The 18,970-nt window shown below is 70.6% G+C and carries 17 protein-coding genes; 1 reads left to right on the top strand and 16 read right to left on the bottom strand.

Features of this window, described 5'->3' with window-relative positions; genetic code table 11:
- Positions 1–67: 67 nt before the first annotated feature.
- From ACZ3II_RS25465 to argH, 5 genes are all read right to left on the bottom strand, one after another.
- Positions 68–967 carry a sugar ABC transporter permease gene (locus ACZ3II_RS25465; RefSeq protein ID WP_465520220.1) on the bottom strand — a complete coding sequence of 300 codons (900 nt, stop codon included), beginning with the start codon at positions 965–967 and terminating at the stop codon, positions 68–70.
- A 10-nt stretch (positions 968–977) separates the two neighbouring features.
- The gene (locus tag ACZ3II_RS25460) at positions 978–1,979 is read right to left on the bottom strand and encodes a carbohydrate ABC transporter permease (RefSeq protein ID WP_465520219.1); all 1,002 of its coding nucleotides are present in this window, start codon (positions 1,977–1,979) and stop codon (positions 978–980) included.
- A gap of 63 nt (positions 1,980–2,042) precedes the next feature.
- Positions 2,043–3,353 (bottom strand): extracellular solute-binding protein, encoded by a 1,311-nt coding sequence (locus ACZ3II_RS25455; RefSeq protein WP_465520218.1) that lies wholly within the window; start codon positions 3,351–3,353, stop codon positions 2,043–2,045.
- Positions 3,354–3,770: 417 nt separating this feature from the next.
- Positions 3,771–6,005, bottom strand: coding sequence for a DUF4132 domain-containing protein (locus tag ACZ3II_RS25450; protein WP_465520217.1), 2,235 nt, complete (start codon positions 6,003–6,005; stop codon positions 3,771–3,773).
- A 72-nt stretch (positions 6,006–6,077) separates the two neighbouring features.
- Entirely contained in the window at positions 6,078–7,529 is a 1,452-nt protein-coding gene (gene argH / locus ACZ3II_RS25445; protein ID WP_465520216.1) for an argininosuccinate lyase, read from the bottom strand.
- A gap of 118 nt (positions 7,530–7,647) precedes the next feature.
- On the opposite strand from argH, the gene dapE reads away from it, so the two are divergent.
- Positions 7,648–8,706 carry a succinyl-diaminopimelate desuccinylase gene (gene dapE / locus ACZ3II_RS25440; RefSeq protein ID WP_465520215.1) on the top strand — a complete coding sequence of 353 codons (1,059 nt, stop codon included), beginning with the start codon at positions 7,648–7,650 and terminating at the stop codon, positions 8,704–8,706.
- A gap of 58 nt (positions 8,707–8,764) precedes the next feature.
- Here dapE and argG read toward each other — a convergent pair whose 3' ends face one another.
- The 11 genes from argG to egtD form a co-directional block, all read right to left on the bottom strand.
- Positions 8,765–9,997 carry an argininosuccinate synthase gene (gene argG / locus ACZ3II_RS25435; protein WP_465520214.1) on the bottom strand — a complete coding sequence of 411 codons (1,233 nt, stop codon included), beginning with the start codon at positions 9,995–9,997 and terminating at the stop codon, positions 8,765–8,767.
- The gene (locus ACZ3II_RS25430) at positions 9,994–10,887 is read right to left on the bottom strand and encodes a hypothetical protein (RefSeq protein WP_465520213.1); all 894 of its coding nucleotides are present in this window, start codon (positions 10,885–10,887) and stop codon (positions 9,994–9,996) included. The genes argG and ACZ3II_RS25430 overlap by 4 nt, the downstream gene beginning before the upstream one ends.
- Positions 10,884–11,384, bottom strand: coding sequence for an arginine repressor (locus ACZ3II_RS25425; RefSeq protein WP_465520212.1), 501 nt, complete (start codon positions 11,382–11,384; stop codon positions 10,884–10,886). Before ACZ3II_RS25425 ends, ACZ3II_RS25430 begins: the two co-directional genes overlap by 4 nt.
- Positions 11,381–12,316, bottom strand: a complete 936-nt coding sequence (gene argF, locus ACZ3II_RS25420; protein ID WP_465520211.1) for an ornithine carbamoyltransferase — start codon at positions 12,314–12,316, stop codon at positions 11,381–11,383. The genes ACZ3II_RS25425 and argF overlap by 4 nt, the downstream gene beginning before the upstream one ends.
- Entirely contained in the window at positions 12,313–13,467 is a 1,155-nt protein-coding gene (locus ACZ3II_RS25415; protein ID WP_465520210.1) for an acetylornithine transaminase, read from the bottom strand. The genes argF and ACZ3II_RS25415 overlap by 4 nt, the downstream gene beginning before the upstream one ends.
- A 4-nt stretch (positions 13,468–13,471) precedes the next feature.
- Entirely contained in the window at positions 13,472–14,374 is a 903-nt protein-coding gene (argB, locus tag ACZ3II_RS25410) for an acetylglutamate kinase (RefSeq protein WP_465520209.1), read from the bottom strand.
- A complete protein-coding gene (gene argJ / locus ACZ3II_RS25405; protein WP_465520208.1) occupies positions 14,371–15,543 on the bottom strand; it encodes a bifunctional glutamate N-acetyltransferase/amino-acid acetyltransferase ArgJ in 1,173 nt (390 codons plus the stop codon). Before argJ ends, argB begins: the two co-directional genes overlap by 4 nt.
- Positions 15,540–16,541 (bottom strand): N-acetyl-gamma-glutamyl-phosphate reductase, encoded by a 1,002-nt coding sequence (gene argC / locus ACZ3II_RS25400; RefSeq protein ID WP_465520207.1) that lies wholly within the window; start codon positions 16,539–16,541, stop codon positions 15,540–15,542. The genes argJ and argC overlap by 4 nt, the downstream gene beginning before the upstream one ends.
- A 202-nt stretch (positions 16,542–16,743) precedes the next feature.
- On the bottom strand, positions 16,744–17,097 hold the full coding sequence (locus tag ACZ3II_RS25395; protein WP_465520206.1) for a hypothetical protein: 354 nt from the start codon (positions 17,095–17,097) through the stop codon (positions 16,744–16,746).
- Positions 17,098–17,466: 369 nt separating this feature from the next.
- Positions 17,467–17,937 (bottom strand): hypothetical protein, encoded by a 471-nt coding sequence (locus ACZ3II_RS25390; RefSeq protein ID WP_465520205.1) that lies wholly within the window; start codon positions 17,935–17,937, stop codon positions 17,467–17,469.
- A gap of 63 nt (positions 17,938–18,000) precedes the next feature.
- On the bottom strand, positions 18,001–18,960 hold the full coding sequence (egtD, locus tag ACZ3II_RS25385; RefSeq protein WP_465520204.1) for an L-histidine N(alpha)-methyltransferase: 960 nt from the start codon (positions 18,958–18,960) through the stop codon (positions 18,001–18,003).
- Between the last annotated feature and the right edge of the window lie 10 nt (positions 18,961–18,970).

Below are 18,970 nucleotides of genomic sequence, written 5' to 3'. Positions count from 1 at the left end.
CAGCAGGCCGAAATACCGTCAGGCGCCCACCGGAAATCGATGGGCGCCTGACGGAAAATGCTCGGAATCAGCCCTTCGTGCCACCGGCGGTAAGGCCGGCGACGAGATGCCTCTGGGCGAAGAGGAATACGATTCCGGCCGGGATCGTGACGAGCACGGCGGCCGCGGTGAGGTATTCCCACTGCGCGTTGAACTGCGGCACGAACTGCTGGAGGCCGTACGACAGCGTGTATTTGTCGTCGGTCTGGATGAATGCCGAGGCGTACGCGACCTCGCCCCACGCGGTGAGGAAGGCGTAGAAACCGGTCACCGCGATGGCCGGCCGGGCCAGCGGCAGGATGACCCGCCAGAAGGTCCGGAACGGGCCGCAGCCGTCCAGCGAGGCCGCCTCGTCCAGCGACGTCGGGATCGAGTCGAAGTAGCCCTTGAGCATCCAGGCACAGAACGGCACCGCGATCGTCAGGTAGGCGATGACCAGCGCCGGGAGCGTGTTGATCAGGCCCAGGTTCGCCATGATCGTGTAGATCGGGACGATCAGGATCGACACCGGGAACATCTGGGTGACCAGGAAGACCAGCATCAGCGACCGGCGGCCCGGGAAGTTGAACCGCGACAGCGCGTACCCGGTGGTGGCCGAGAAGAAGATGCCGATCAGCATGGTCAGCGCCGCGACGATGACCGAGTTCAGGAACCAGGTCGGGAAGTTCGTCTCGAACAGCACGTACTCGTAGTTCGCGACCGTCGGGTCCTTGACCAGGGTGATCTCGCTGCTGTTGACCGCGTACCCGGGCTTGAACGAGGAGAGCACCACCCAGGCGATCGGGCCGATCGCGATCAGCGAGGCCACGATCAGCGTGGCGTGCAGGCCGATCGACGCGCCGATGCTGCGGCGGCCGCGCCGCGGCTTGTTGTTGACGGGCGCCGGCGTCTCTTTCCGGGGAGCCGCGACGGGCGGAGTGGTCGTCATCTGGGCCATGTCACCAAACCTCGCCTTGCTTGCGCAGCGCCCGGCGGTAGAACACCGAGAAGATGAGCAGGATCGAGAGAATCAGCACGCCGTACGTGGAGGCGAGCGAGTAGTTCCGGATACCCTCGAAGGCCGCCCGGAAGGCGCCGGTCACCAGGATCTCGGTCTCGCCCGACGGCGCGCCCTCGGTCGTCAGGAAGATGATCGGGAACATGTTGAACGTCCAGATCGTGCCGAGCAGGATCACCGTCATGCTGACCGGGCGCAGACCCGGCAGCGTGATGTTCTTGAACCGCTGCCACGGCGACGCGCCGTCGATCTCCGCCGACTCGTAGAGCTCCTCGGGGATGCTCTGCAGGCCGCCGAGGAGCGCGACCATCATGAACGGGACGCCCAGCCAGACGTTGGTGACCACCGCGACGAACAGCGCGCTCCACTTGTCGCCGAACCAGGCGACCGGGCCGACACCGATCGCGTCGAGCACCGAGTTGATCAGACCGAGCTGTTCGTTGAACAGGAACTTCCAGGCGAAGGCGCTGACGAACGCCGGCACCGCCCAGGGGAGCACGAGCAGCACCCGGTAGAGGCCGCGGAAGCGCATCTCCCGGTGGAGCATGACGGCCAGGCCGAGGCCCAGGCCGTAGTGGAAGGAGACGCCGGCGACGGTCCAGATCACCGTGGTGCCGGCCCACTGCCAGAACTCGCCGATCTTGCCGGTGAGGATGTTGATGTAGTTGTCGAGGCCCACGAACGACCAGGCGTTCGGGTTCTCCTTGCAGACCTCGCCACCGGTGATCGACTTGGTGCAGATCTCGGCGATGGTGTTCGCCTCGTTCTGATTGGTGAACGTGATCCAGATGCCGTTCACCAGGGGATAGAAGATCAGGACAGCCAGGACGACCACGACCGGCACGACCATCGCCCAGGCCGTCCAGTGCTTGTCCCAGCTCCGCCGCAGCTTGGTCGACAGTCCGGCGCTCCTCGGCGCCGCGTCGGCGGTCACAGTGCTCATCAGCTGTGCTCCAGGGAGGAAAGGCGCCGGCCCGCGTACGGGGCCGGCGCCTAGGTCAGTGCGTCAGTTGGTGGCGTAGGACGGGACGACCTCGGCCTTGTACTTCTGGGCCACGGCGTCGAGCGAGGCCTTCGGGTCCTTGTTCTGCACCAGGACCTCGGTGGCCATCTGGTCGAGCGGGCCGAAGAACTGGCCACCCTCCGGGATCCACGGGCGGCTCACGGCCGACTCGGTGACCGGCTTGAACGCGGAGACCACGGCGTTGTTCTTGACCGAGCCGATCTCGTACGCCGACTTGCGGGTGGGCAGCAGGCCCAGCTTGTCGGCGAGCGTCGCCTGCGACTCGGCGGAGTTCATGAACTTGATGAACTCGACCGCGGCGGCGGCCTTCTCCTGCGGGACGCCCGAGTAGACGACGTAGTTGTGGCCACCGATCGGCGAACCGGCCTTGGCGGAACCGGCCGGGACCGGCGCGATGCCGAGGTTCTCGACGCCACCGAAGGCCGGGGCGGACTTGACGTTGCCGACCTCCCACGGGCCGTTGATGATGAAGGCGACCTTCTTCTCCTTGAAGAGGGTCATCATCGTGTCGTAGGCGCCGGTCGCCGGCGGCTTCGGAGCGGCGCCGCTGTCGATCAGGTCCTTGGCGGCCTTGAGGCCGGCGACGTTCTGCTCGGAGTTGACGACGATCTTCTTGGCCGCGGTGTCGACCAGGTCGCCGCCCTCGCCGTACAGGAACGGCAGGGTGAAGTACCCGGCCGGGTTGATGTAGAGACCGGTGGCGCCGGTCTTCTGCTTGACGGCCTGAGCGGCGGTCTTCAGCTCGGCCCAGGTCTTCGGCACCTGCACGCCGGCCTTCTGCACCAGCTCCTTGTTGTAGAGCAGGGCGAGGCTGTCGGTGACCTGCGGGACGCCGTAGGTCTTGCCGTCGAACTTGTTGCTGGCCAGGGCGGCCGCGTTGTAGTCCGACTCGTCGGCGAGCAGCTCGGAGCCGTCGAGGGAGTAGAGGTAGCCCAGCGACGCGAACTCGGGAACCCAGGCGACCTCGGCGCGCAGGATGTCCGGGGCGCCGGTCTTGGCCTGGGCCGCGGTCTTGAACTTGTTCTGCGCGTCAGCGAACGGCACCGACTGGTAGTTGATTTTGACGTTCGGGTACTTCGCGTTGAACTGCTTGATCAGTTCCTGGAAGACCGGGCCCTCGTTCTTGGCGTCCGAGGTGTCCCACCAGGTGAGTTCGGCGGACAGCGAAGCCGGGTCGACAGCCGCCGCCTTGCTCTCGCCGGCAGCCGGCTTCGCGTCGCTGCCACAGGCGGCGACGGAGAAGGCGAGGGCCACGGAGGAGAGAGCGGCCAGTCCCTTGGTTATGCGACGCATGTTGCGCTCCTTGAAGACCTGCTTGGTGACGACCGGACGGTAGCAAGAAGTTTCGGGCTTAGAAACCCCTTGCGAATCGACTTGCAACATGGCCGTCGCCGAGAACCCCCACTATTCCGGCATCGCGGGCGCTCGATGGGCCGCAAGCTGCCGTTCTGTTACCAACGGGGTCGCGTTACGGAACAACGCCGACATGTAACCGGCTTGCATGCCTTGCAGGGAACGATGCGCGAATGCGCTCGAGAGAGCGTTAAGCCATGCAACTTCTTTCACCATCGGTTGAAAGTCGCTGCCGGATTCGAGCGCGCCGCGCTGCCCTGACGTGAGAAGTGCGTCAAGAAAGTAAAAAGGCGGTGACGGGCATACTGCCCCGCCACCGCCTCGCGCCCGTCGTGGCGCCGGGTCACCTGCTCCCGGTCACCTGCTCCCGGTCACCTGCTCCAGATCGCGGACCATCTCGGAGAACACCACCGGGTCGACGTCACCCAGCGTGGCCCGGCGCTCGAGCCAGATCGGGCCGAGGGTCTGCTCGGGACAGAGGTCCACGTCGCTGAGGTCGACGCCCGGGATCAGCTCCATGTCCAGCATGTCCGTCAGGTTCGCAACGATGCTGCGCACCCGGCGGCCCTCCATGGCGTTGTGCACCCAGCCCTTCCTCACCAGGCCCGCCAGCGCGCGGGACGGCATCTGCCGGCCCTCGAACCGGGTGAACTTCTTGTCCGTCGCCTCGGCCTCGGTCACCCTGGCGATCTCCCGGCCCAACTGCGCGAACGGCTGCAGGATCCGGTAGTCGGCGAAGATCTCCGACCACTGCGTCAGGGAATCCCCCAGCTGAACCGGATGCACCACGCCGACCACCTCGTCCCCGGCGATCGTCGTCACCTCGTCGTGGACGTCGGCGAACGTGCCGTCCTCGGCCACCCGGAACGCGCCGGTCAGCACACCCTTCGCGTCGTAGCGGCCCCAGAGCAGCCGCCGGACCGGATGCCGCAGCAGCGGGTGCCCGGCGAGGAAGGCACGGAACTCGGCCTCCGGCCAGCGGCGGCCGGACACCATGGCCCGTTCGAGGCGGCTGAGCTGGCCGGCGACGACGGTGCGCACCTCCTTCTTCAGCTCGGTGAACCGCTGGTAGGCGGCGGGCGCCAGCTCCGCGTCGTCCCGCGCGCCGGGGCGGGGCAGGCTGGTGAGCAACCGCCCGTCCCCGTCCGCCACGCACAAGTGCAGGTCCTCGTCGAACCGCACCGCGAAGCTCCGTGGCCCGTAGTCGAGGGTCAGGCCGCCGTCATGGTCCAGGCCGAGATCCGGCACCAGACGGTCGGCGAGCTGATCGGCGGTGAGACCACGCCTCCCCGCGAGCCGGCCGAGCCGGTCCCGGGCCGCCGAGCGCAGGCCGTCATAGCGCGACATCTCAGCGATGTGGTTGAGGTGCATGAGGGCGACCTCGGTGCCGATCGCCTCCAGAACGCCCAGACCACTGACGGCGCGCTGGTGCCCGCTCTGCCCCGGCCACGCCATGATGTGCGGGGTCAGCCGCCGGACCACCTCGTCGTCACCGACCAGGCCGAGCGCGTCCAGTGCCCAGCTCTGCCTGCCGTTGCGGCCGGCGGCCACCCACTGCTCGAACAGCCCCCAGGCGAACCGGGCCAGATCAGCGGGCTCGCAGGTCTCACGGACGACGCTCAGACCGGGGTAGGGCTCGAAGGGATCGTGCAGCGCGAACACCATCGCCAGGTCACGCAGCGAAGCCGCCGGTAGGACGAGGGCGGGCCCGTCACCGGCCCGCGGAGTGGACGGCCCGGCGGAGAGCGGCCCGTCACCGGCCGGTGGGATGGAGGCGCGACGGAGGCGGACCGGGGGCAGGGCGGCGGGGTCGAACCATTTGGGGATGGCGGGAAGTTTCGTGGGCAGGATCGCCGGCGGGCCGGCGGCGATCACGGCGTCGGTGGCGGCCTCGGCCGCCGGGCCGTAGGACCGGGCGGCCGCCCGGACGGCCTCGATATGACCGGCGTCCACCAGGGACAACAGCGCGCGCTGCGCGCTGCGCCGCACCCGGTCCGCGGGGCCGAACGCGCGGGCGACGAGCCCCTGCGCCGCGAACTCGAGGTGCCGCTCCAGCCAGGCCCGCGCCGCCGCGGCACGGGCCGGGTCGCGCAGGTACATCTCCATCCGCCAGGTGACGTCCGACGAGCGGAACGGCAGCAGGAGCCCCTCGGTCGTCACCGGCTCCCGGGAGGCGAGGAAAAGGGTGGCCCGCAAGGCGTCGGCCTCGAACCGGGCGATGATCCGCCGCATCCAGGAACGCCACTCCGGCGTGCTCTCCGGCTGCCAGACCGCGAGCAGCGGCCGGGCCGGCTCCTCCGGCCCGGCGGCGAAGAACTCGGCCGCCGCACGGGCATCGACCGGCTCACCACGCCGCAGCCGGTCGGCGGTGGCCGCCCCGTCGTCGTCGCCGGACAACTCGAACGGGGCCGACAGCCACTCCTCCCGCTCGCCGGGCGCCCACACCACGCTCGCCGTCCCGGGCGGAGTCAGCTCCAGGACGGACGGTGTGCCGCTCCCCCGCCGCCGGCGCCACGGCGGGTCGGCGAGCAGCGGCGGCAGCGCCTCCGGAGGGGCGGTCGCGAGCGAGGCATCGGGTGTCTCCCAGGTCATGGCGGCACGGTACCGGCCGCCTATGACAAGAACGGGAGCGGCCGAGGCCGCTCCCGTCTCGCGCAGCGAAGGTCAGCGGGGGACGACCTTCTCCACCGCCCACTGCCGCCAGTTGTCGAGCTTGTGCTGCACGGTGGCGAGCTGCTCGGCCACCGGGCCGGGGCCGGTCGAGCCCGGCGTCTTGCGCGCCGCGAGGGCCGACGACACCGACAGCACCTCACGCACCGACGGGTCCAGGTGCTCGCTGACCGTCTTCAGGTCGTCGTCGGTCAGATCCTCCAGCTCGGACCCGCGGGCCGAGCAGAGCGCCACCAGCTTGCCGGTGATCTCGTGCGCGTCGCGGAACGGCACGCCCTTGCGGACCAGCCAGTCGGCGACCTCGGTGGCCAGCGAGAAGCCCACCGGGGCGGCCGCGGCGAGCCGGTCCACCCGGACGGTCATCGTGGAGATCATCCCGGCCAGCGCGGGCAGCAGCAGCTCCAGGGTGTCGACCGCGTCGAAGGCCGGCTCCTTGTCCTCCTGCATGTCCCGGTCGTACGTCAGCGGCAGTCCCTTGAGCATGGTCAGCACCGCGACCAGACCGCCGACCAGGCGCCCGCTCTTGCCCCGGGACAGCTCGGCGATGTCCGCGTTCTTCTTCTGCGGCATGATCGACGAACCGGTGGCGAACGCGTCGTCCAGCTCCACCCAGCCGAACTCGGTGGAGGTCCAGAGGACGACCTCCTCGCCGAGGCGGGACAGGTGCACGCCGATCAGCGCGGTCACGAACAGGAACTCGGCGACGAAGTCACGGTCGGCGACGGCGTCCATCGAGTTCGGCGCGGGGGCGGTGAAGCCCAGCTCCTTGGCGACGGCGGCCGGGTCCAGCGGCAGCGACGAGCCGGCCAGCGCGCCGGAGCCGAGCGGGCTGATCGCGGTGCGCGCGTCCCAGTCGCGCAGCCGCTCCAGGTCGCGCAGCAGCGGCTGCACGTGCGCCAGCAGCCAGTGGCCGAAGCTGACCGGCTGGGCGTGCTGCAGGTGGGTCATGCCGGGCGCGGCGGTGTCCACGTTGCGGGCGGCCTGCTCGGTCAGGGCGTCGGCCAGCTCGATCAGCGCGACGGCCACCCCGCGGGCGTGGTCGCGCAGGTAGAGCCGCAGGTCGGTGGCGACCTGGTCGTTGCGGGACCGGCCGGCGCGCAGCTTGCCGCCGAGCGCGCCGAGGCGCTCCAGCAGGCCCCGCTCCAGGGCGGTGTGCACGTCCTCGTCCTCGACGGTGGGACGGAACTCGCCGGCGGCGCAGGCCGACTCCAGGTCGTCCAGCGCGGCCAGCATGCGGCCCAGCTCGTCAGCGTCGAGCAGGCCCGCGTTGGCCAGGACCCGGGCGTGCGCGCGGGAGGCGAGCAGGTCGTAGGGCGCGAGGCGCCAGTCGAACTGCACGCTGACGCTCAGCCGGGCCAGCGCCTCGGCCGGGCCGCCCGCGAACCGCGCACCCCAGAGCCGTGTCGGCTCGTCGCTCTCCGGCACACCTTCTCCTCGGTCGTCCACGTTTCGTTACCTTCCTGACCCTATCGCTGCTCCGTGCGCCCCGGATCGCGGCCCGGGCCCATCGCGACTGCTGAGACGCGTACGCATAAAAATGCCCTTGATCTGATAAGTTTGCAAGATGACCCGCCTCGATCTCACGCACGATGTCGTCGAACTCACCCGGACCATCTGTGACATCCCCTCCGTCAGCGGCGACGAGAAAGCCCTGGCCGACGCCGTCGAGACCGCGCTGCGCGCCTACGGTCACCTGGAGGTCCTGCGTGACGGTGACGCCGTGGTGGCCCGCACGAACCTGGGCCGGCCGACCCGTGTGGTGATCGCCGGCCACCTCGACACCGTGCCGATCAAGGACAACCTGCCGGTGGTCATCGACGGTGATGTCATGCGCGGGCGCGGCACCGTCGACATGAAGGCCGGTGTCGCGGTGGCGCTGCAGCTGGCGGCCACGCTGACCGCCCCGCGTCACGACGTGACCTACGTGTTCTACGACCACGAGGAGGTCGCGGCCAAGCTCAACGGTCTGGGCCGCCTGGTCCGCAACCACCCGGAGTGGCTGGCCGGCGACTTCGCGATCCTCGGCGAGCCGTCCGACGGCACGGTCGAGGGCGGCTGTCAGGGCACCATGCGGGTGAAGATCACCGTGCCCGGGGTGGCGGCGCACGCGGCCCGCTCGTGGAAGGGCAGCAACGCCATCCACAGCGCCGGGGCGGTGCTCGACATCCTGCGCGCCTACGAGCCTCGGCAGCCGGTCGTCGAGGGCCTGCAATATCACGAGGGCCTCAACGCGGTGAAGATCGAGGGCGGCATCGCCGGCAACGTGATCCCCGACTCGTGCACGGTCTACGTCAACCACCGGTTCGCCCCGGACCGTGACGTGGCGGCGGCGGAGACGCACCTGCGGGAGGTGTTCGCCGGTTTCGAGCTGGAGGTCGTCGACGCGGCGCCGGGCGCCCGGCCGGGCCTCGACAAGCCGGCCGCGAAGGAGTTCGTCGACCTGGTGGGCCGCCCGCCGGCGCCGAAGCTGGGGTGGACCGACGTGTCCCGGTTCGCCGGCCTGGGCGTCCCGGCGGTCAATTACGGCCCCGGCGACCCGCTGCAGGCGCACACCGACGGCGAGCACGTGCCGATCCCGGAGATCCGGCAGACCCTGCACGTGCTCACCACCTGGCTCAGCTGACCCCGATCGTGTGTGGATTTCGGCCGTCATACGCGCCCGAAATCCACACACGGGGTCGTCACTCCGCGGGGTCGGCGGCGGCGCGGGCGATCGCGCCCGGCACCGAGTACATGTGGGCGAACGCGCGGGCCTGCTCGCCGGTCCACAGCGACGACCCGTGGCCGTAGACGACGCCCGAGCGGGTCGCCGCGTCCAGCAGGCTGTGCGGGCTCCTGCTGCCCAGCAGCACGATGTTGCCCTTGTGCAGCTTGACCCGCACGGTGCCGGTGACCCGGGTCTGGCTGGAGTCCAGGAAGGCCCGGAAATCGTCCATGATCGGGTCGAAGTACACGGCCTCGTGCAGCAGGTCGCCGTACGTGTTGCCGAGCGTCGCCTTGGTCGCCTGCTGCCGGTTCGACAGCACCAGCTTCTCCAGCTCACGGTGCGCGGCGATGAGGATCAGCATGCCCGGCGCCTCGAACCCGACCCGGGCCAGGTTGCCGACCATGGTGGAGCCCATGTGGATGCCCCGGCCGACACCGTGCTCGCCGCCGAGCACGTTGAGCGCCGACAGGATGTCGTAGTTGTTCTCGTTCGGCAGCGGCGCGCCGTCGGCGGTGACGGCCGAGACGACCTCACCCTTCTCGAAGCTGATCAGCAGCTCGACGCCCTTCTCCGGGGCTTCGTCGATCGACTTCGTGTAGGTCCAGGCGGACTCGGGGAGGTACTCCCAGGAGCCGTACGTCTCCTCGCCGCCGATCGACGTGCCGATCAGGCCCTCGTTGATCGAGTACAGCTTGACCTTCTCGCTGACCTCGTAACCCCGGGAACGCAGGAACTCGGTCTCGCCCTCCCGGGTAAGCCGCTCGTCCCGGATCGGGGTGACGATCTCCAGGTGCGGGGCCAGCGCGCGGATCACCGCGTCGTACCGCACGTGGTCGGCGCCGGCGCCGGTCGAGCCGTGCGCCACCGCGTCCGCGCCGACCGCGAGGGCGACCTGCACGACCTTCTCCGCCTGGATCAGCCGCTCCGCGCCGACACACGACGGGTAGGCGCCGTTGCGCAGGTAGTTCGCCTTGATCGCGTAGGTGACGACCCGCTCGTAGAGCTCGGCCTTGGCGTCGACGACGTGGTGCTCGATGGCGCCCAGCTCCTCGGCGCGCGCCTTGACGACCTCGGCCTCACCGCTGTGCAGGCCGCCGGTGTCGATGTTGGCGGTGACCACGTCCCAGCCCTTCTCGCGGAAGTCCACGAGGGCGTACGACGTGTCGAGACCACCGGAGAAGGCGAGGACGATCTTGCGCTTGGTCATCGGGGCAGTTCCTTTTCGAGAATCGGCACATATGTCTTACCGTCCCGGCGGACGTGGCCGGGCGGCAGGACATAGAACTCACAGCGGCCCGCTTCGATGTCCTTCTGCATCGCCCGCTGGCGACTGTAGTCGAACGGATCGAGCAGGAAGGTCGGCTCGGGCACCTCTGCCCCGGCCGGGAGGGTCAGGTCGCTCTGGTAGACGAACGAGCCCGGCGAGGTGTGGAACGGGACGGTCGCGACCAGGATCTTCAGCGCGCCGAACTCGGTGTGCACCTTGAGGGCGCTGTTGTCGTACTGGGTGACGCCGTCGAGTTTCTGCGCGCGGTACGCCGACAGCGCGAGGGCCTTGGCGGCCTTGCCCAGCCCGACCGCCGGCATCAGCGACCACAGCGACCAGCCGACCCACCGGCCCGGCTCGGCGGACGGGGCCGCGCAGTAACCGCCGACCGGGACCGGGCCGCGGTAGCCGCTGTCCTTCATGTCCTGCTGCACCTTGCGCAGCAACTGCTTCACGTCGGTGTCGAACCGGAAGGTGGACCGCTCGACCATGGCGGCGAACTCGTCCTGCGGCAGGCCGGCGATCAGGGCCGCGGCCGGCATCAGGATCAGGTCGACCATCACCCACTGCGGCATCGGGATGCCCCGGTCACCGAAGGCGATGCCGTTGATGATGTTGAAGAAGTTCAGGAAGTCCCGGATCGACCACTCCTTCTCGGCCGTCTCGGTGAAGTCGAGCCAGCTGAGCTTGTGACCGTACGGCGTCTCGTTGAGATGCGGCCGCAGCGTCTCGTTGGAGGCGAGGAAGAACTCCACGCCGTGCCCGACCAGGCTGTCGGTGTGGTCGGCGAAGTCGGGGAAGCGGGCCTCCACGGCTGGCTTGAACGTCATGAACGGCTCTCCTCCGAGTCCGACCTGCTCCAGTTGCTGAGTTTCAGGGCCAGCTCCGCACCCGAGACCGGGCCGGAGTCCCGCGCCACCACGAAGATGGTGTCGTCGCCGGCGATGGTGCCGACCACCTCCGGCAGGCCGGACCGGTCCAGAGCGCTGGCCAGGTACTGCGCGGCCCCGGGCGGGGTACGCAGCACCGCGATGTTGCCGCTCGAGTCCACCCCGGTGAGCAGCTCGCGCAGCAGGCGGATCAGGCGGGCCGGGCCGTGCTCGGTGCTCTCCCGCAACGGTTTGTGGCCGTCCTCGGGGATGTAGTAGATGCCGCTGACCTTGACCGCGTTCAGCTCCTCCAGGTCGCGGGAGAGCGTGGCCTGGGTGACGTGGACACCCTCGTGGGCGAGGATGGCGGACAGCTCGGTCTGCGACTTGACCCGCTTCGTCCGGATCAGGTCGACGAGCCGGGCATGCCGCCCCGCGCGGGTCAGAGGCGTGCTCATGATGGGTCGTTGACCCTCAGCAGCCACGCGAGCAGCGCCTTCTGCGCGTGCAGCCGGTTCTCCGCCTGGTCGAAGACGGCGCTCTGCGGGCCGTCGATCACCTCGTCGGTGATCTCCTCGTTGCGGTGCGCGGGCAGGCAGTGCAGCACGATCGCGTCCGGGGCGGCGGCGGTGAGCAGTTCCTTGTTCACCTGGTACGGCCGGAACGGGGTGAGCCGGTCCTTGCCGTCCTCCTCCTGGCCCATCGACGTCCAGGTGTCGGTGGCGATCACGTGCGCGCCGTCGGCCGCCTCCCGCGGGTCACGCAGCACCTCGACGGAACCGCCGGTCCACGCCGCGATCTCACCCGCCCGGGCGACCACGGCGGGCGACGGGTCGAAGCCGGACGGGCCGGCCACCCGCACGTTCATCCCGGCCATGGCGCCGGCGATCAGATAGGAGTGGGCCATGTTGTTGGCCGCGTCGCCCACGTACGCCAGGGTCTTCCCGGCCGTCGACCCGAACCGCTCCCGGATGGTCAGCAGGTCGGCGAGCAGCTGGCAGGGGTGGTAACCGTCGCTGAGCGCGTTGATCACCGGAACGTTGACGCCGGAGGCGAGCTCGGCCAGCCGCTCGTCGCCGTGGGTGCGGTAGACCATCGCCGACACGTACCGCGCGACCACCCGGCCGGCGTCGGCGAGCGTCTCGCCGCGGCCGAAGTGGGTGTTCTGGGTGTCCACGATGATCGGCTGGCCGCCCAGCTCGGCGATGCCGGCCTCGAACGAGAGGCGGGTGCGCAGGCTGGCCTTGTCGAAGAACACCGCGACGCTGCGCGGGCCGGCCAGCGGGGTGTGGCCGAACCGGTTCGCCTTCATCTCCGCGGCCAGGCCGAGGATCTGCGACTGCTCCTCGGGCGTCAGGTCGTCGTCACGCAGGAAATGGCGGGTGGTCACCGGATACCGTCCAGGGCAGCGATCAGGGCGTCCGCCTGATCGGAGGAGATGATCAGGGGCGGGGCGAGCCGGATCACGTCCGGCTTGGCGGGGTTGACCAGGAAACCGGCGTCTCGCAGCTTCGCGGCGACGTCACCGGAGACCGGCTCGGTCAGCACGATGCCGAGCAGCAGGCCGGCGCCCCGGACGTGGTCGACCAGCGGGTGGCCGAGGGCCTCGATGCCGTGCCGCAGCTGCTCGCCGACCCGCTTGACGTGGTCGAGCAGGCCCTCGCCGGCGATCGTGCGGATCACCGCGAGGCCGGCCGCGCAGGAGACCGGGTTGCCACCGAAGGTGGTGCCGTGCGAACCGGGCTGGAACAGGTCCGCGGCCCGGCCGAAGGCGACGCAGGCGCCCAGCGGCAGGCCGCCGCCGAGGCCCTTGGCCAGGGTGATGACGTCCGGCTCGACGCCCTCGCTCTGGTGGTGGAACCAGTGCCCGGTCCGGCCGATGCCGGTCTGCACCTCGTCGAGCGCCAGCAGCGCGCCCGCCCGCTTGGTGATCTCCCGGGCCGCTGTCAGATAGCCGGCCGGCGGGACGACCACGCCGTTCTCGCCCTGGATCGGCTCGATGATCACCATCGCGGTCCGGTCGGACACCGCGGCCCGGAGAGCGGCGACGTCACCGAACGGGATGTGGGTCACCTCGGGCGGCAGCGGCCGGAACGGATCGGCCTTCGACGGCTGGCCGGTGAGCGCCAGCGCGCCCATGGTCCGGCCGTGGAAGGCGCCCTCGGTGGCGACGACATGGGTCCGCCCGGTCAGCCGGGACAGCTTGAACGCCGCCTCGTTGGCCTCCGCGCCGGAGTTGGTGAACAGCACCCGCCCGGCCCGGCCGGCCAGCGCCAGCAGCAGGTCGGCGAGGGCCACCGGGGGCTCGGAGATGTACAGGTTGGAGACGTGACCCAGTTGCTGGATCTGGTGCGTGACGGCGGCGACCACGGCGGGGTGGGCGTGGCCCAGGGCGTTGACGGCGATGCCGCCGAGAAAGTCGACGTACTCCTTGCCGTCCTCCGCGGTCAGCACCGCGCCCTCGCCCTTGACCAGGCCGATCGTCGGCGTGCCGTAGTTGTTCATCATGGTCTGCTGCCAGCGCTCGACCAGCGTAGTCATGCCTTCATTCCGATCTACGGGGGGCGGGTGGGGCGGCCGGAGGGGAGGGGACCACCATCGTTCCGAATCCTTCTTCCGTGAAGACTTCGAGCAGGGTCGAGTGGGCGACCCGGCCGTCGACGACGTGTGCCGCCGGCACGCCGCCGCGGACCGCGCGCAGGCATGCCTCCATCTTGGGCGCCATCCCCGACTCCAGCGAGGGCAGCAGTTTCTCCAGGGCGTCGGCGTCGATCTCGCTGGTCAGCGACGAGGTGTCCGGCCAGTTCGTGTAGAGGCCGGGCACGTCGGTGAGGACGACCAGCTTGCGGGCGCCGAGCGCGACCGCGAGAGCGGAGGCGGCGGTGTCCGCGTTCACGTTGTGCAGGACACCGCCGGCGTCCGGCGCGACGGTCGCGATCACCGGGATGCGGCCGGCCGCGATCAGGTCGTCGACGGCCGAGGTGTGCACCTCGTCGACGTCACCGACCTGGCCGATGTCGACCGGCTCCCCGTCGATGATCGCCTGCCGGCGGACCGCGGTGAACAGGCCCGCGTCCTCCCCGGACAGCCCGACGGCGAACGGGCCGTGCTGGTTGATCAGGCCGACCAGCTCCCGGCCCACCTGGCCCACCAGCACCATCCGGACGACGTCCATCGCCTCGGGGGTGGTGACCCGCAGGCCGCCGCGGAACTCGCTCTCGATGCCCAGCCTCGTCAGCATCCGGCTGATCTGCGGGCCGCCGCCGTGCACCACGACCGGCTTGATGCCGACCAGGCGCAGGAACACCATGTCGGCGGCGAACGCCTGCTGCAGCTCGGGGTCGATCATGGCGTTGCCGCCGTACTTGATCACGACGGTGGTGCCGTGGAAACGCTCCAGCCAGGGCAGCGCCTCGATGAGGATGCCGGCTTTCTCCAGAGGGTTCATGACGAATACGCCGAGTTCTCGTGCACGTACGCGTGGGACAGATCGGTGGTCCAGATGGTCGCGTCCATCTCGCCCTCGTGCAGGTGGATGGTGACCTTGACATCGCGCCCGGACAGGTCGACCTTCGCCCGGTCCTCGGCGGCGGCGCCGTTCCTGCAGATCCAGACGCCGTTGATCGCGACGTCGATGCGGTCCGGCTCGAAGGCCGCGCCGGTGGTGCCGATCGCGGCCAGGATGCGGCCCCAGTTCGGGTCGTTGCCGAAGAACGCCGTCTTCACCAGGTTGTTGCCGGCGACCGTGCGCCCGACCTCGACCGCGTCGGCCTCGCTGGCCGCGCCCTGCACCTCGATCGCGATGTGCTTGGTGGCGCCCTCGGCGTCGGCGATCAGCTGCTGGGCCAGGTCGTGGCAGACCTCGGTGACCGCGGCGGTCAGCTCGGCCAGGGTGGGCTGCCGGTTGGAGGCGCCGCTGGCCAGCAGCAGCACCGTGTCGTTCGTCGACATGCAGCCGTCCGCGTCGATCCGGTCGAAGGTGACCCGGGTGGCGGCGCGCAGCGCGGCGTCGAGCGTGTCGTTGTCGGCGGAGGCGTCGGTGGTGATCACGACCAGCATGGTGGCCAGCGCCGGGGCGAGCATGCCGGCGCCCTTGGCGATGCCGCCGACCGACCAGCCCTCCCGCTGCGCCACCGCGTTCTTCGCCACCGTGTCGGTGGTCATGATCGCCTCGGCGGCCTTGCCGCCACCGTCGGCGGCGAGCGCCTTGGCAGCCGCGTTCACACCGGGGAGCAGCCTGTCCATCGGGAGCAGCTCGCCGATCAGGCCGGTCGAGCAGACCGCCACGTCGCCGGCGCCGATCATCATCGGCTTGGCGCCGCCGCGCAGCACGGCGGCGGTGTGCTCGGCGGTGGCATGGGTGTCGCGGAAGCCCTGCGAGCCGGTGCACGCGTTGGCGCCGCCGGAGTTGAGGATCACGGCGCGGACGATGCCGCCCTTGAGCACCTGCTGGCTCCACAGCACCGGCGCGGCCTTGACCCGGTTGCCGGTGAAGACGGCGGCTGCCGTGTAGTCCGGGCCGTCGTTGACGACCAGTGCGACGTCGGCGTTTCCGCTGGCCTTGAGCCCGGCGGCGACACCGGAGGCCCGGAATCCCTTGGGATGGGTGACGGTCACGGTGCCACTCCGAAGACACTCAAGCCCGTGGTCTCGGGCAGGCCGAACATGATGTTGGCGTTCTGCACGGCCTGACCCGCGGCGCCCTTGCCGAGGTTGTCCAGCGCGCTCACGACGATGATGCGGCCCGAGTCGATGTCGACGGTGGCCTGCAGGTGGCACGAGTTGGAACCGGCGGTGGCCGCGGTGTGCGGCCAGACGCCCTCCGGCAGGACGTGCACGAACGGCGCGTCGGCATATGCCGCCTGCAACGCCTCGCGCGGGTCGCCGCCGTTGAGCCGGCGGGCCGTCACCGTCGCCAGGATGCCGCGCGGCATCGGCGCCAGGATCGGGGTCATCGACAGCGAGGCGGCGCCGGTGGCCTGCTTGATCTCGGCGACGTGCTGATGGGCGCCGACCTTGTAGGGCGACAGGTCACCCATGATCTCGCTGGCCAGCAGGTGCACCTTGGCGTTGCGGCCGGCGCCGGACGTGCCGGAGCTGGCGACCACCACGATGTCCTCCGGGTCGGCCACGCCGGAGGCGATCAGCGGCGCGAGCGCCAGGATGATCGTCGCGGCGTAACACCCCGTGTTGGCGACCCGGTCGGCGCCGGCGATCGCCTCCCGCGCGCCGGGCAGCTCGGGCAGGCCGTAGGTCCAGGTGCCGGCGTGGCCGCCGCCGTAGTAACGGGTCCACTGCTCGGCGCTCTCCAGCCGGAAGTCGGCGCCCAGGTCGACCACCTTGACGCCCGGCTCGAGGTGGGCGGCGACGGCCGCGGACTGCCCGTGCGGCAGGGCCAGGAAGACCAGGTCGGCGCCGCGCAGCGTCTCGGCGTCGGTGGCGCCGAGGATCAGGTCGAGCCCGGCCAGCTGCGGATGCACCGCGCTCACCGCCGAACCCGCCTGGCTGTGCGCGGTCGCCGCGACGAGGTCGAACCCGGGATGCCCGGCGATCAGGCGCAGCAACTCACCGCCCGCATAACCACTGGCTCCCGCAACCGCGACCCGGACGCCCATCGCTGCCCCCGCCCTTTCGTATGAATATGCATTCCACCGTATCAACTCGCATTCCCCACGGCAACCATCGGCCCCCGCGTCCCGCATGCTGAGCGAAAACCCTTTCATCGGTACGCCGTGAGCAGTCCCCGAACGCGGAATCCCGGATACAGCGGTAGCCCTGCACGGGCGGGGGCAGGGCTACCGAGGAAAGTGCCAGGGATCAGCCGCCCGAACGCGCGCCGAGCTTCCCGACGACGCTGATGTCGACCGCGGTGTAGCCGATGGTGGTGCCCGGCGGGACACCATCGACCGCACGGACGGTGACGCTGCGCTCTCCGATGAACGCGCCGGTCACGGGATCGATGATGATGTTCGGGCTATCCGCACGCAGGCGGTCGAGCATCTCCTCCGGGTCGCGGGGCAGGCCGGCCATCCACTCCTCGGCCGGGTTGCTCCAGCCCGCCTCCAAGCCCACGCAGGGCTGTCGGCCCGTGTCCTTCGCGGAGAAACCTCCGCACGGGGCGATCATCGGGCTCTCCTGTGACGCTTCCTCGACCGTCGCGCCCAAGGCCACGGCGTCCTCCTCCGTGCCGACGAGCCACCTGTGCCTACCGGTCCGGCCGGTGGGCGGTGACCGCGGCGTCCATCCGTTCGGCCACCCGGCTCTGGTGACCGGGGTCGTGCTCGCCGGCGCTCCCGGCGACCCGGGCGGCGGCGCGCAGGCCACGGACCTCCTGCCTGTCATCGCATACACGTCTGTCCTTGCCCGCAGCCCGTCCGCACGTTCACACCGAACCTCACCGGCTGGTTCTCATGGCTGTCTCCGCGCCCTGGAGACAGCCACCAGAACCAGCCGAGGGGTGACCGCGACCGGCGCAGCAGCCCGGTACGCCGTGAGCCCCGGCGAAGCACGGACGGGGCTCACGGCGTACCGAAGCAGGGTTTATCGGTTTGCCCAGACGTTCCAGGCGGCGAGCCAGTCGTCCTGGGCCGCGGCGATGGCCTGGATCCTGGCGTAGTCGACCGGCCGCAGGCCACGCTGGCGCAGCCAGGCCACCTGGGCGGCCCGGCTCGGCACCCGGGCCGCGAGACCGGTGGTGAACAGCAGCGTCTCGGCGATGGCCCGCTGCCGCAGAGCGGGGTCGGCACGGAACCACTCCGCCTCCCGGTCGAGGCGGGTCAGCTGGTCGAGCATGGTCTGGACGGCGCGGCGCGCGTCCTCCTCGGGCTCCTCGGCGAGGTCCATCTGGCGGCGGACCGCGTCCCGCCACAACGCGGCCCAGGCGGGCGGGAGCTGCGGGCGCGGACCGCCGCCGGACCACCACTCGGTGTGCTCCCGGGAGGACCGCAACACGGCCTCCACCAGCAGCAGGTGGGGCTCACGGTCCGCGGGAGCCGTCGGGTCGGACCTCATGCGGCACCTCCTCGACCGCAAGAAAAGCACGAAGCGTCAACCTTCCACCCATCGTGGGCCGGGTCAGACGGCCTCGGCCAGGGTGACGGCGAAGAGGTCGCCGGGATCGGTCCACCAGTGCCGGGCGGCGAACCCGGCGGCGGCGAGCTCCGCGGTGAGGGTGGGGCGGCGGAACTTGGCGGAGATCTCGGTACGCAGGTCGGACCCGCGCGGGAAGTCCAGCTCCAGGCCCGGGTCGGGAATGCGGACGTGCTGGTCGCGCGTCGACCGCAGGCGCATCTCGATCCATTCGTCGTCCGGGTTCCAGAGGGCGACGTGCTGGAACGCGGCGGGGTCGAAGTCGGCGCCCAGCTCCCGGTTGATCACGTGCAGGACGTTGCGGTTGAACGCGGCGGTCACCCCGGCCGCGTCGTCGTAGGCGGGCACGAGCACGCCCGGGTCGGTGACCAGGGCGGCGCCGAGCAGCAGCCACTCGCCCTCGTGCAGGACGGCGCGCAGGGCGCCGAGGAAGGCGGCGCGTTCGGCCGGGGCCAGGTTGCCGAGGGTGCCGCCGAGGAACGCCACCACCCGGCTGTCACCGTCCGGCAGATGGTGCAGGTGGCGGGTCATGTCGCCGACCACCCCGTGCACGCTGAGGCCGGGGTACGCGCCGGTCAGTGACGTCACGGCGGCGGCCAGCGCGGACTCGGAGACGTCGAGCGGGACGAACGCGCCGAGCGTGCCCGCGGCGGCCATCGCGTCGAGCAGGAGCCGGGTCTTCTCCGACGAGCCGGAGCCCAGCTCGATCAGGGTCTTCGCCTCGGTGATCCGGGCGATCTCCGGGGCGTGCCGTTCGAGCAGGGCGCGTTCGGTACGGGTCGGGTAGTACTCCGGCAGCCGGGTGATCTCCTCGAACAGCTCGCTGCCGCGGGCGTCGTAGAACCATTTCGGCGGCAGCCACCGCGGATCCGCGGTGAGCCCGGCCCGTACGTCCGCCCGCAGCCCCCGGGCCAGATCGTCGTCGTCGAGGTGTTTCTCCAGCATGGTCGGGCGC

Source organism: Actinoplanes sp. NPDC019969, assembly GCF_055562375.1.
The sequence above is the reverse complement of the archived record's forward strand: the minus strand, read 5'-3'. Positions and strand labels throughout refer to the sequence as shown.